General features: G+C 64.0%; 14 protein-coding genes and 1 pseudogene. 8 read left to right on the top strand and 7 right to left on the bottom strand.

Annotated features, from left to right (window positions below; all coding sequences use genetic code 11):
• Positions 1–38 precede the first annotated feature (38 nt).
• Both BTM36_RS24550 and BTM36_RS24545 read left to right on the top strand, forming a co-directional pair.
• On the top strand, positions 39–1,100 hold the full coding sequence (locus BTM36_RS24550) for an Ldh family oxidoreductase (RefSeq protein WP_174616913.1): 1,062 nt from the start codon (positions 39–41) through the stop codon (positions 1,098–1,100).
• Between the two features lie 11 nt (positions 1,101–1,111).
• Positions 1,112–1,882 carry a FadR/GntR family transcriptional regulator gene (locus tag BTM36_RS24545; protein ID WP_006462781.1) on the top strand — a complete coding sequence of 257 codons (771 nt, stop codon included), beginning with the start codon at positions 1,112–1,114 and terminating at the stop codon, positions 1,880–1,882.
• Here BTM36_RS24545 and BTM36_RS24540 read toward each other — a convergent pair.
• The 3 genes from BTM36_RS24540 to BTM36_RS24530 all read right to left on the bottom strand — a co-directional run bounded on the left by BTM36_RS24540 (position 1,870) and on the right by BTM36_RS24530 (position 5,101).
• Positions 1,870–2,403 carry a C40 family peptidase gene (locus BTM36_RS24540; RefSeq protein WP_174616918.1) on the bottom strand — a complete coding sequence of 178 codons (534 nt, stop codon included), beginning with the start codon at positions 2,401–2,403 and terminating at the stop codon, positions 1,870–1,872. The genes BTM36_RS24545 and BTM36_RS24540 overlap by 13 nt on opposite strands.
• 36 nt (positions 2,404–2,439) lie before the next feature.
• Positions 2,440–3,642: an acetylornithine transaminase gene (locus tag BTM36_RS24535; RefSeq protein ID WP_006462779.1), complete on the bottom strand. Its 1,203-nt coding sequence runs from the start codon at positions 3,640–3,642 to the stop codon at positions 2,440–2,442.
• Positions 3,643–4,051: 409 nt separating this feature from the next.
• Positions 4,052–5,101, bottom strand: a complete 1,050-nt coding sequence (locus BTM36_RS24530) for a CDP-6-deoxy-delta-3,4-glucoseen reductase (RefSeq protein ID WP_077238313.1) — start codon at positions 5,099–5,101, stop codon at positions 4,052–4,054.
• 36 nt (positions 5,102–5,137) lie between these two features.
• Between BTM36_RS24530 and BTM36_RS24525 the strand changes: the two genes are divergently transcribed.
• From BTM36_RS24525 to BTM36_RS24505, 5 genes are all read left to right on the top strand, one after another.
• Positions 5,138–6,019 (top strand): sugar nucleotide-binding protein, encoded by an 882-nt coding sequence (locus BTM36_RS24525; protein ID WP_077238401.1) that lies wholly within the window; start codon positions 5,138–5,140, stop codon positions 6,017–6,019.
• A 210-nt stretch (positions 6,020–6,229) separates the two neighbouring features.
• Positions 6,230–7,003, top strand: coding sequence for an ABC transporter ATP-binding protein (locus tag BTM36_RS24520; protein ID WP_006462776.1), 774 nt, complete (start codon positions 6,230–6,232; stop codon positions 7,001–7,003).
• Entirely contained in the window at positions 7,000–8,001 is a 1,002-nt protein-coding gene (locus BTM36_RS24515; protein ID WP_006462775.1) for an ABC transporter substrate-binding protein, read from the top strand. Before BTM36_RS24520 ends, BTM36_RS24515 begins: the two co-directional genes overlap by 4 nt.
• 209 nt (positions 8,002–8,210) lie before the next feature.
• Complete coding sequence (locus tag BTM36_RS24510) at positions 8,211–8,984, top strand: ABC transporter permease (RefSeq protein ID WP_077238312.1); 774 nt, start codon at positions 8,211–8,213, stop codon at positions 8,982–8,984.
• A gap of 72 nt (positions 8,985–9,056) precedes the next feature.
• On the top strand, positions 9,057–9,845 hold the full coding sequence (locus BTM36_RS24505) for a transporter substrate-binding domain-containing protein (protein WP_077238311.1): 789 nt from the start codon (positions 9,057–9,059) through the stop codon (positions 9,843–9,845).
• Positions 9,846–9,894: 49 nt separating this feature from the next.
• Here the strand turns inward: BTM36_RS24505 and BTM36_RS24500 are convergent, their stop codons facing one another.
• Entirely contained in the window at positions 9,895–10,677 is a 783-nt protein-coding gene (locus BTM36_RS24500; RefSeq protein ID WP_077238310.1) for an SDR family oxidoreductase, read from the bottom strand.
• Complete coding sequence (locus BTM36_RS24495) at positions 10,674–11,000, bottom strand: nuclear transport factor 2 family protein (protein WP_077238309.1); 327 nt, start codon at positions 10,998–11,000, stop codon at positions 10,674–10,676. Before BTM36_RS24495 ends, BTM36_RS24500 begins: the two co-directional genes overlap by 4 nt.
• Positions 11,001–11,102: 102 nt before the next feature.
• Between BTM36_RS24495 and BTM36_RS24490 the strand changes: the two genes are divergently transcribed.
• Complete coding sequence (locus BTM36_RS24490) at positions 11,103–12,011, top strand: LysR family transcriptional regulator (protein ID WP_077238308.1); 909 nt, start codon at positions 11,103–11,105, stop codon at positions 12,009–12,011.
• Between the two features lie 31 nt (positions 12,012–12,042).
• On the opposite strand, the gene BTM36_RS24485 is transcribed toward BTM36_RS24490, so the two are convergent.
• Entirely contained in the window at positions 12,043–12,393 is a 351-nt protein-coding gene (locus BTM36_RS24485) for a hypothetical protein (RefSeq protein WP_077238307.1), read from the bottom strand.
• 182 nt (positions 12,394–12,575) lie between these two features.
• Positions 12,576–12,704 (bottom strand): annotated as a pseudogene (locus BTM36_RS29180) (MBL fold metallo-hydrolase); the annotation flags it as partial.
• Between the last annotated feature and the right edge of the window lie 71 nt (positions 12,705–12,775).

The raw sequence follows: 12,775 nt of genomic DNA, 5'->3' as shown, positions 1-12,775 counted from the left end.
CTGTCAATGATTCAAGCAAGGAAAGGATGGTTGTTGCAATGGCTGCACCCGAACGTTTTTCCGCTGATGCGCTGCGTCAGTTCGCCACCACGCTGCTGCAGAAAGCCGGGCTGGAAGCCGACAAGGCCGACAGCGTCGCCGCCACCCTGGTGGACGGCGACCTGCTGGGCCACGACACCCACGGACTGGCGCTGCTGGCGCCCTATGTCAAGGAGCTGGAAAAAGGCAGCATGACCAAGACCGGCCAGCCGGAAGTGCTGTCCGAACGCGCCGCCGCGCTGGCCTGGGACGGCCGTCGCCTGCCGGGGCCGTGGCTGGTGCATCAGGGCATCGATGCGCTCATCCCCAAGGCGCGTGACTACGGCACCGCTTCGCTGACCATCCACCATAGCCATCACATCGCCTGCCTGGCCGCCTATCTGCTGCGGGCCACGCAGGAGGGCTTCATGATGATCCTGGCCAGTTCCGACCCGGCGGTGCAGAGCGTGGCGCCGTTCGGCGGCACCCAGGCGGTATTTACGCCCAATCCGATTGCGGCCGGTATTCCCACCTCCGGCACGCCATTCCTGGTCGATATCTCGGCCTCGATCACCACCAATGGCATGAGCAATCGCCTGCACAAGGCCGGCAAGCAGTTCGAGGAAGAATGGCTCATCGATGGCCAGGGCAATCCCAGCCGCGACCCGGCCGTGCTGGCCACCGATCCGCCCGGCACCATCCTGCCTCTGGGGGGCTTGTCGGCCGGGCACAAGGGCTTCGGGCTGGCGGTGCTGATCGAGGCGCTGACCGGCGGGCTGTCCGGTTTCGGCCGCGCCGATCCGCCAGCGGGATGGGGCGCGACGGTGTTCATGTCGCTCTACGATCCTTCGGCCTTTGGCGGCGAACAGGACTTCCGGCGTCAGATGGACCATATCGCCGCATCCTGCCGCAACAATCCGCCGCGTCCGGGCGTGGGCCAGGTGCGCATGCCGGGCGACCGGGGCATGCAGCGTCGTGCCGAGCAGATGGCCCAGGGCGTGGCGCTGCATCCGACCATTGCGCCCATGCTGCGCGAGAGCGCCGCCGCCTACGGACTGGAGTTTCCCGCCACCCTGAGCTGATCACACACAACATGCCCATCGAAGCGATCGAACCGCAGCGGCTGTACCGGCAGATCAGCGACCAGTTGCGCAAGCTGATCGTGGATGGCGAGTTTGCGGTCGGTTCGCGCCTGCCTTCCGAGCGCGATCTGGCGCTGCAACTGGGGGTGAGCCGGCCCTCCTTGCGCGAGGCCCTGATCGCGCTGGAGGTGGAAGGGCATATCGAGGTCAGGATGGGCTCGGGCATCTATGTCTGCCCGCCGGTGCAGCGTGAGCGGCGCAGCGACCTGTCCGGCGAGGAGGGGCCGCTGGAGCTGATCCGCGCCCGCGAGATGATCGAAGGGGAGGTGGCCTACGCCGCCGCCCAGCATGGCAGCCGGCAGCAGATCGCCGCCATCGAGGAGGCCTATGCGCTGATGATTTCCAATGCCGAGGCCGGCATCGATCCGCTGGAGGCTGACCGGCTGTTCCATATCCGGATGGCCGAGGCGACCGGCAACAGCGTACTGGTCGGGCTGGTGACGCAATTGTTCGATGCCCGCCTGGGACCGCTGTTCGAACGCCTGCACAGTCACTTCGACGGGACCCGCGTGTGGCAGGAAGCCATCGATGAGCACGGCCTGATCATGCAGGCCCTGCGCGAGCGCAATCCCGAGCAGGCGCGTGCGGCCATGCGGCGGCACATGGATATCGCCTTCACGCGCTACAGCGCCAACCTGATCCGCGAATACGGCAATCGCCAGCAGCAGGAGGGCAAGCCGCGCAAGCGCACGGCCCGCAAGGTCGACACTCAGTTGAAATAGGTACGCGCCATCTCGAAGCGGGTGGCGAAGTAGGGGTTGTCCATACGCGTGATGTGCACCTTGCCGTTGGTGGAGGGCGCATGCACGAAGCGGCCGTCACCGAGGTAGATGCCCACGTGCGAGAAGGGCTTGTTCATGGTGTTGAAGAACACCAGGTCACCGGCCCGCAGCTGCGAGGGATCGATCTGGCGACCACGCCGCGCGATGTCGGCGGCGCTGCCGCTGATGCGGTAATTGGCGGCCTGACCGAAGATGTAGGAGACCATGCCGCTGCAATCCAGTCCGGCCGAGGGATTCTTGCCGCCGAAGCGATATCCGGTATCGATCAGCGAGAGCGCATAGAGCGCCACTTCATTGCCATTTTCACTGGCCGGCAGTGCCGGTACCTGCGATTGCGGGGCGCCGGGCAGCCGTTCGATGGGGGGCGCGGTCGGTGCCGTGCCGCAGGCGGCCACCACCAGCGCGGTGGCCAATGCGGCCACTGCGGCCAGGGTCGACCGGGGGGATGGCGCGCTGGCCATCCGGTTCGAAACAATCCGCACGCGCCCCGCCATCGCTTATTTCCCGATCTTGGCCAGGACCACTTCCAGCATGTCGAACATCTGGTCGATTTCTTCCTTGGTCACGTTCAGGGCCGGCATGAAGCGCAGCAGGTTGGGACGCGGGGAGTTCAGCAGCAGACCCACCGGTTCCAGGTTGCGCGCCGCTTCGACGATCTGCGGGCCGATATCGCGACCCAGTTGCAGGGCACGCAGCAGGCCTTCGCCACGCTCGCCTTCGAAGCCGTACTTTTCCGAGATTTCCAGCGAACGCTGGCGCAGGTACTGGCCGCGCTCGCGCACGCCTTCCATGAAGCCGGGCTTGAGCAGTTCCTTGATCACGGCCACGCCCACTGCGGTCATCAGCGGATTGCCGTTGTAGGTGCCGCCTTGTTCACCGGCTTCGAAGCAGGCGATCTCTTCACGCGCCAGCAGGGCTGCCAGCGGCACGCCGCCGCCGATGCCCTTGGCCAGGGTCATGATGTCGGGTTCGATACCGGAATGCTGGTAGGCGAACAGCTGGCCGGTACGGCCCATGCCGCTCTGCACTTCGTCGACGATCAGCAGCAGGTTCTTTTCCTTGGTCAGGGCGCGCAGGCCCTGCATGAATTCCTTGGTGGCGGGGATCACGCCGCCTTCGCCCTGCACCGGCTCCAGCATCACGGCCACGGTGTGTTCGCCGATGAGCGCCTTGACGCTGTCCAGGTCATTCAAGATGGCCTTGGGGAAGCCCGGCACCTGCGGGGCGAACATGGTGTCCCAGCCGTCCTTGCCGCTGGCCGACATGGTGGCCAGGGTACGGCCGTGGAAGCTGTGCTTGAAGGTGATGATCTCGAAGCGTGCCGAACCGTTGGCGGCCGGGTTCTTCTTGCCCCACTTGCGGGCCAGCTTGATGGCGCCTTCGTTGGCCTCGCCGCCGCTGTTGGCGAAGAACACGCGGTCGAACACCGAGTTCTCGGTCAGCAGCTTGGCCAGCTCGATGGAGGGCTGGTTGTAGAAGGCCGGGGAGGGATTGATCAGCTTCTTGCTCTGCGCGGCCAGGGCGTCGGCGATGCATTGCGGTGCGTGGCCCAGGGTGTTGACGGCCCAGCCCTGGAGGTAGTCGAGGTAACGCTTGCCGTTATGGTCGGTCAGCCACATGCCCTGGCCTTCGGTGAAGACCAGCTCGGGGCGGTTGGTGACGTACATCAGCTTGTTGGCGTCGGACTGGCTGTATTGCATCGATGGACTCCTGCAAGGATTGCTTGCGATAGGGTGATAGGAATGGTGCGGGACAGACCGTTGCTGACACACTGGCAGGAAGCGGTAGGCGCACGACAGACCCGGATGGCGGATAAAAAAAAGCCACAGGGTTTGCCTGTGGCTTCGCGATTCGTTTCACTTCACGCGCGCAGCAGCAAACCTTTCTCAGGTTGGCTGCGACGTCGTAAAAATGTGGCGTTGGCGATCATTCGGTGAATATTAGGACGTTTTGCGCATAGCGTCAAAAAGAAATTTCCCGTCGGACCCGCTCGCGGGCGCATCCGGCGGGCCACCGTTGCAATTTCATCGCATCGCGCCGGGCCGCGTGGCGTCAGGCTTGGGCGGCATCTTCGCAAATGCGCGTGACGCCGGCATGACAGTACGCTGCTCAGCTTGCCGGGCTGTCCGAGACGGCCTTGGCCAGGTCGGCTTCGGAGGTGAAGGAGTCGGCGTAGAACTCGTCTTCCGGCAAGCCGCACTGGGCGCTGAAGTCGCGCTGTGCCGATTCGACCACGATGGGCGCGCCGCAGGCGTAGACCTGGTGGCCGGAGAGGTCGGGGAAATCTTCCATCACGGCACGGTGGACGAAGCCGCTGCGACCGCTCCACTGGTCTTCCGGCTGGGCGTTGGATACCACCGGCACGTAGGTGAAGTTGGGCAGGTCGCGCTGCCACTGCTGGCACAGCGCGTCCATGTACAGGTCCTGCGGCCGGCGACCGCCCCAGTACAGCGTGACCGGGCGGGTGGAGCCGGCATGTTCCAGCTGCTCGACGATGGCCTTGATGGGCGCGAAACCGGTGCCGGAGGCCAGCAGGATGATGGGCTTGTCGGAGTCCTCGCGCAGGAAGAAGGTCCCCAGCGGGCCTTCGATGCGCAGGATGTCGCGTTCCTTCAGGGTGGTGAAGACCTGGTCGGTGAACAGGCCGCCCGGCAGGTGGCGGATGTGCAGGCTCATGTGCTCATCCTTGTGCGGGGCGGTGGCCATGCTGTAGCTGCGGCGCTTGCCGTCGCGCAGCAGGAATTCCACGTATTGGCCGGCCTTGTACTGCAGACGGTCGTTGGCCGGCAGTTGCAGCGAGAGCACGATGACGTCGTCAGCCACCTTGTCCAGCTTGGCCACGCGCACTGGCAGCTTGCGCACCGGGATTTCGCCCACGCCGGCCACTTCACGGGCCTCGATGGTGACATCGCTCTGCGGCTTGGCCACGCAGAACAGGGCGAACCCCAGTTGCTGCTCGTGCGCCGACAGGGCGCGTTCCTGATGCGGGCCGTGCTCGACCTGGCCGGACACCAGCTTGCCCTTGCAGGAGCTGCAGGCGCCGTTCTTGCAGCCGTAGGGCAGGCCCACGCCGGCGCGAATGGCCGCGGTGAGAATGGATTCACCTGCGTCGCAGGAGAACTGACGGCCGCTAGGCTGGACTGTGACTTGGAAACTCATACAATTCTGCTTCTGGATAAATTTGGATTGAATACCGTGAAAAAACTGGGCCTGCCCCGCGTACTGATCCTGGGCTGTGGCGATGTCGGCCTGCGCCTGCTGCCACTGCTGCTGCCGCGCTATCGCGTGCTGGCCGTGACCAGCCACCCCGAGCGCTGCGCCGAACTGCGCGCGGCCGGCGCCATTCCCGTCGTCGCCGACCTCGACGCGCCCCTGACGCTGGGCCGCCTGGCACGCCTGGCGCCGACCATCCTGCATCTGGCGCCACCGCAGTCGGACGGCCGCATCGACCGCCGTACCCGCAATTTGGCCGCCATTTTACCCGAGGGCGCGCGCCTGGTTTACATCAGCACCACCGGGGTGTACGGAGATTGCGCTGGCGCAAGCTTCGACGAGACCCGCCGCGTCAACCCGCAGAACCTGCGCGCCGTGCGCCGGGTCGATGCCGAAACGGTGCTGCGGGCCTGGGCGCGGCGCCGGCACGGTCGCCTTTCCATCCTGCGCGTACCAGGGATCTATGCGGCCGACCGCCTGCCGCTGGAACGCCTGCAAAAGGGCCTGCCGGCGCTGGTGGCGGGGGAGGACGTGCATACCAACCACATCCATGGCGACGACCTGGCCCGCATCGCTGCCGCTGCCATGCGCCTGGGCGCGCCCAACCGCGTCTATCATGCCGTCGACGACACGCAGCTGAAGATGGCCGACTACTTCGACGCCGTGGCCGACGCTGCCGGCCTGGCCCGTCCGCCGCGCCTGCCGCGTGCCGAGCTGGAACGCAGCGTCTCGCCGATGATGCTGTCCTTCATGTCGGAATCGCGCCGTCTGGCCAACCGGCGCATCAAGCAGGAACTGGGCGTACGGCTGCGTTATCCCGACGTCCAGGCCTTGTTGACTGAATGGAAACTGACGAAAACCTGACGTCTATATGCGTTTTGGGCGTCTTTCTTATTCGAAATACGAATAAGCATACGATTTTTAAGTAGTTGTTCGGCCTGGCCGGCAACAGTACAGTGCATCCCTGACAAAAAGGGGGAAAGCGCGCCCGGGGCGCTCTGCCATCCCTCCCATGCATCCTGATCCAGGCATTTCAACCGCATCTCAACCTGCGCGGCTCGGCCGCCGGACGACATGAAGCTATCTTTCAACAACGTCGCCAAGCGCTTCGGCGACCTGCACGTGATCGAGGAATTCACCCGCGACATCGCATCGGGTGAACTGGTCGCGCTGGTCGGCCCCTCCGGTTGCGGCAAGTCCACCCTGCTGCACATGGCTGCCGGCCTGGAAAAGCCCAGCAGCGGCACGGTCGCCGGTGATGGGCAGGCCATTCGTGGCCCGCATCCAGAGCGCACCCTGATGTTCCAGGAAAACGCGCTCTATCCGTGGCTGACCCTGCAGCAGAACGTGGCCCTGGCCCTCGAATTCCAGAACATCGACAAGAAGAAGGCCGCCGAGCAGGCCGCCGTCTGGCTGGACAACGTCAAGCTCAAGGGCTTCGAACACTATTACCCGCACCAGGTCTCGGGTGGCATGCGCCAGCGCGCCGCGCTGGCACGCGCCTTCATCTCGCAGCCCAAGGCCCTGCTGCTGGACGAGCCCTTCGGCGCCCTCGATGCACTCACCCGCATGACCCTGCAGGACGCCCTGCGCGACCTGATCCGCCAGCAGGGGCCGACCGTGGTGCTGGTCACCCACGATGTGGACGAGGCGCTGTTCCTGGCCGACCGCATCTTCGTGTTCAGCCCGCGCCCGGCCAAGGTCTTGAAGGAATTCAATCTCGTGCATCACGAAAAGACGCACGACCTGTCCGAATTCGCGGCCACCCGTCGCGAGATCCTCTGCCTGCTGGGCATCCATGCCGAGCAGGACGAATTTGCCAAAAACATTGAAGGGGTTGGAGTATGAAACTCGCACGCATCCTGGCACCGGCCATCGCCGCCGCTGCCCTGGCTTTCACCGGCAATGCCTTTGCCCTGGAAAAATTCAAGATCGGCTACCTGCGCGTGATGGACGATGCCCAGGCCATGGCCGCCTATGAAGCCGGCCTCTACAAGAAGTACGGCCTGGATGTGGAGCTGATCGAGTTCAAGTCCGGTACCGACCTGGTCAAGGCCATCGTCGGCGGCCAGCTCGACAGCGGCGTGTTCGGTTTCTCCAACGCCGTGGCCTGGGCCTCCAAGGGCGCCGACCTGAAGGTGGTGGGCGGTGCGCAACTGGGCTATCACGCCCTGGTGGCACGCGAGGATTCCGGCATCAACAAGGTCGCCGACCTGAAGGGCAAGACCCTGGCCTCGCAAGCCGAGGGCAGCACCGCTGATACGGTGCTCAAGGGCGTGGTCCTGCGCGACGCCGGCGTCAAGCCGGATGACGTCAACGTCATGGGCGTCTCGCCCCAGGTGGCGGTGCAGTCGCTGGTGGGCAAGCGCGTGGATGCGGCCTTCCTGTTCGAACCGCAGGCCCGCATCGCTCAACTGATTGCACCGGTCAAGCAGATCTATGAGATCGGCGAAGTCTGGCCCTTCCCCTGCATGGTGGTGATCACCTCCGGCGAGACCCTGAAGAAGAAGCGCGACGCTGTCTGGAAATCGCTCGACGCCCAGCGTGACGCCATCACCCTGCTGCAGAAGAAGCCCGCCGAGGCCTCCAAGCTGATCGCCGGCTACTTCATCGCCGAGCCGACCCTGAAGACCTTGAAGCATGGCGAGATGCTGCGCGAAGACGTGATCCGCGATGCCATCAAGAGCCAGACCTTCACTGCCAAGATCAACAAGAAGGACCAGGATCGGATGCAGGAGATCGCCGATATCCTGCAATCGCAGGGTTCGCTCAAGACCCGTGATGGCAAGCCCTTCGATGTGAACTCCATCACCGACCTGTCGTGGCAGAACGCCCGCAAGCTGTGATGTCGGGATGGCAGGATGCCTGAGGACTGTGCTGCCTACCGTTCGCCCTGAGTAGCGGCGCAGCCGCGTATCAAAGGCACTGCGTCGGGGGCGCCTTCGATACGGCCCTGCGGGCCTACTCAGTCCGAACGGTTGGAGGTCGGGTTGAAGAGGTTTAATGTTTTTTGATCTGGCCGGAGCGACTCCGGCCATCGCCTTTTATTTGTCTTATGAGCTCACAGCGTCGCGTTACCGGTCTCCGCAAGAAGCTGGCCATGGTTCTGGCCATCGTCTTCATCCTTCTGATGTGGCAGATCGCGGCCTGGTCGCTGCCGTCCTTCCTGATGCCGGGCGTGCCGTCGGTGGCGGCGCGCCTGTTTGAAGAGGTGCAGTCCAGCAATTTCCGCCTGGCCCTGTTCGGCAGCCTCTATCGCCTGGGCATGGGCTATGGCTCGGCGCTGGTGCTGGGCATCGGTTTCGGCCTGATCGGCGCGGTATTGTTCTTCTTCCGCGAAGTGCTGAAGTCGGCCATCGTGATCCTGCAATCGATCCCGTCCATCGCCTGGGTACCGCTGTTCCTCATCCTGATGGGCTTCGGCAACCTGCCCATCGTGGTGGTGGTGGCCATCGCCGCCTTCTTCCCGGCAGCGCTGTCGGTGATGAACGCCACCGAGAGCGTGCAGCAGGTGCATGTCTCGGCCGCCCGCGTGATGGGCGCGTCGCGCCTGTCCATGCTGCGCCGGGTCTACCTGCCGGCAGTGATGCCGGAGCTGATCACCGGCGCCCAGCTGGCCTTCGGCAACGCCTGGCGCGCCCTGATCTCGGCCGAGATGCTGGTCGGTTTCGGCAAGGGGCTGGGCCGCACGTTGGCCTACTCGGGGGAGACTGCGGACATGATCGGCGTGATGGCCAACATCCTGACCATTGCCATCCTGGCGGCGCTGATCGATCAGGTCATCCTGGAAAACCTCAAGCACCGACTGCTGCGCTATCAGTATGTCTGAGCAGGATGTCTGAGCAAGACTCCTGATCCGGGTTTGATCCAACACCAAGTATTCAAGTCATCTGGACTCACGATGCGCGGTCTTCATTCTTTCATTTTTGCGCTGGCGGCATTGCTGTCATGCAGCCTGCAAGCCGGTGTGCTGGATGACGCCCGTAGCAGCGGGCAGCTGCGCATAGGGCTGGATCACGTTCCGCCGACGTACAAGGGCGGCATGAAATTTCGCACGCCGGAAAACATCGCCACCGTGCTGGCCGATGACCTGGCCGCGAAGTGGAAGCTGAAGGCCGAACTCCAGACCAACGGTGCAGAACGTGCCGCCCTGAAAGGGATGCGGCCCGAGCTGGTGTTCACCCGCACGCTGCCCGGACAGGCCGCGCTGAGCGATGTGGTCGAGATCCCCACCGGCTACAGCGCCGGCGGCATGGCCATCATGCGCACCGACACCACCATCCGCAAATGGGAAGACATGCAGGGCCGCAGCGTTTGCGTCTCGGCTGGTTCCCCCTATGTCGGCACGCTCGCTGCGCGTTACGGCGCCATCGAAAAAGTGATGCCGGCCCCGGCCGATTCCCTGCTGGCAGTACGTATCGGCCAGTGTGATGCAGCCGTGCATGACGACACGCTCATGAAGGCCCTGCTCAAGCTGCCGGAGTGGAAGAAGTTTTCCGCCCAGCTGCCGCCCACCTCCCGCCAGGCATTGGTACTGCAGGTGCGCAGCGGCGACCCGGCCGATCTGGCCGCGGCACGCCAGGTGGCGGCGCGCTGGAACGAGGCGTTCTGGGGCAATGCCATCAAGAAGTGGGTCAACAGCGTGGCCTTCGAGGTCTATCTGGACCAGAACGTTCCGGATTGTCACTGACCCGCAGGCAAATTCGCGCCTTGCACTTCCTCCCAAACGGGACTCGCAGCTACACAGTCGGCACTGTGCCGCCGTCTATCCGATACTCGGTTCCCGCCATCGAAGCCGCTCGCGGGGATGCCAGAAATGCGATCAGATCGGCGACCTCCTGCGGTTGCGCGGGCCGGCCGACCGGGATGCCTCCCAACCAGTCCATGATGATTTTCTTGCCACCCTCGTAGTCCGTCCCGGCCTGCGTTGCCATCCGCTGCGCGAACGTCACGGAAGCCTCGGTCTCGATCCAGCCCGGGGCGACACTCAAGACGCGCACGCCCTTTGACGTCACCTCTCTTGCCAGTGACTTGCTGTAGGTCGTGAGCGCCGCCTTGGCAGCGGCATACGCGGTGGTCGACTCGGGCAGGGGCAGCACGCGCTGGATGGAGCTGACGTGAATGATGACCCCGGAGCCTTGCGCCAGCATGGTGGGCAACAGTGCACGATCCAGACGCACGGCCGGCATCAGGTTCAGGTTGAGCTCGGCGAACCAGTGCTCATCGCTGATCGCAGCGAAACCACCGACGGGCGTTCTTGATCCTCCAAGGACGTTGATCACGATGTCGACGCCACCCCAGTCCTGCAGGATGGCGTGGGCGAGGTGATCGCTCCCGTCCGCCGTGGACAGGTCGGCAGCGAGGTAGCTCACTCCCTCGACTGGCTGCGCAGGCAGGGAGCGCGCCGATGTCATCACCCGGGCACCAGCCTGGGCGAGGGTTTTCACGACGGCAGCGCCAAGGCCCTGCGTGCCGCCAGTGACCACGGCCCGCAGGCCCTTGAGATGAAGGTCGAAGCTCATGCGCTGATCTCCAGCGAGGCGATCAGGCCACGCTCCAGGCGAAAGCGATAGGTCAACACGATAGGGCTAGCGGGGAAGTTGCCGGAGACCTTGGCACGCACGAGTTGGACGCCGTCGTCCAGTTCCATGGCAAACGGCACGCTCGTCGCGCTGTACCTGGCCGATGCCTCGGCCATGAAGGCCGTGATGGCGTTGACGCCGGTATAGGTATGGCCGTCATCCCTCATGACGGCCTGTGCCGTGAAGCAGCGCGCCAGCGCTTCGGGATTGTGTTCTGCCGCGAAGTACGCGGCAATTGGCTCAGGAAGGGGCAGGGTGTCCATGTGCTTGGCTCGATGAGGTTGGTAAAGGCCTCAGGATGCGCGCCAATGTGAATTTAGTTAATATCCTAGAATTCGTATGTTCTATGTAGAAAACAATACATAATGCGTGGATCCGATTTTGCTGAGTTGAAGGCCTTCGTCGCTGTCGTGGAGCGACAGAGTTTTGCCCGCGCGGCGGAGCATCTGGGTCTCTCGCCGTCGGCCCTGAGCCAGACCATCCGGCAACTCGAAGGCCGCATTGGCGCCCGTTTGCTGAACCGGACCACGCGCAGCGTCGCGCCTTCGCCGAGTGGTGAACTGCTCTACCGACGTGTGGCACCGCTGTTTCGGGAGATGGCTGCTGCAGTCGCTGAAGCCAGCGAGGCCACAGGCAAGATGAGTGGCACGCTGCGCATCAATACGCTGGGGATCGCGGCGCGAACCCTCATTGCGCCCCGGCTTTCACGTTTCCATCAGGCGCACCCGGACGTGATCCTCGACATCGTCGTGGACGACGCGCTGGCCGACATCGTGGAGGGCCGTTTCGATGCAGGTATCCGCGTCGGTAACCGGCTCGAGAAAGACATGGTGGCGGTCCGCCTCACACCGGACCTGAACATGGTGGCCGTGGCGTCTCCGGACTATCTCGCCCGTCGCGGAACGCCCAGGTCACCTGCCGACTTGCACCAGCACACCTGCATCAACTGGCGGCTCCAGATGGACGGCAGGCACTACCGTTGGGAATTCAAGAAACGTGGGCGACAGATGGAGGTCGCGGTGGACGGTCCCATCGTCACCAACCATGCCGATATCGGCATCGCTGCAGCACTCGACGGGCTTGGCATTGCCTATCACTTTGAACGGGATGGCGTGGCCGAACTTCTGGAACAGGGGCGGCTGGTCCAGGTGCTGGCGGACTGGTCGATTTCGCGCCCGGGGCTGTTCCTCTATTACCCGAACAGGCGGCATCGACCAGCTCTCCTCGGTGCGTTCATCGACTGTCTGCTGGATCGGGAGCCAGAGACTGTCTGACCATAGTTGCGTCGACGACCGGGAAGCCGGTCTAGGCCATCGTGGCCGCATTGAGCGTGCCGTTCTTGGCCATCTCCTTGATGCGCTCGCGGACCTTCTCTGCCAGTTTCTGCTTGTCGTCGGACGACATCTGCTCGTATTGATCTTTCGTTACCCCCAGGGACTGCAGCACCATATAGAACAGCCGCTGATCCGGCGACATGGCCGCCCATTCCTGCAGTTCCCGCGCCGGATCGGACTTCGTCGAGGCTGACAGCGAGCCACTGGCCTTGGCCAGCTGCAGCCTGCTCTCGAAAGAAGATCCCGATGTGTTGCCCCCGCCTTGCGTCGAACCACTGCCCGGATAGGTCGTTTTTTTATCAATCGAGTCGATGATGTTCATGATGAGCTTTTTATCTCCGATAAAACTTCATTGTGCGTGGGCTGGACGCACGCTTGCAGCCCACGGTCTGACAGGTCAGCGGCCGCCGGTCCGTCCTGGCGGGGGTAGGCAATTTAGAACTTATTTTATCAACAGGCGTGAGAACAGACTGGGGGGGGGGGGGGGGGGTAAAATCAGGGCTATCAACGCTTGCCTACAACCCGATAACTCTTTCCCGTGCGAACAATCTGGACGAAGCCTTCCTCACCGAGGTGCATACCCGCGATAAGTAGTTGGTCCGCACTCACCATATCCAGCAAATGAACCCGGGTCCCCCCCCCCCAAGCGGGTCGCGAGCGGAATCGCACGGGAAAGGGGGGGGGGGGGCACCGGGGGGGGGGCG

It is taken from the genome of Herbaspirillum sp. VT-16-41 (genome assembly GCF_001994935.1).
GTDB classification, from domain to species: domain Bacteria; phylum Pseudomonadota; class Gammaproteobacteria; order Burkholderiales; family Burkholderiaceae_D; genus Herbaspirillum; species Herbaspirillum frisingense.
Note: the sequence above shows the minus strand (reverse complement) of the source record. Positions and strands in the feature narration are given on the sequence as shown.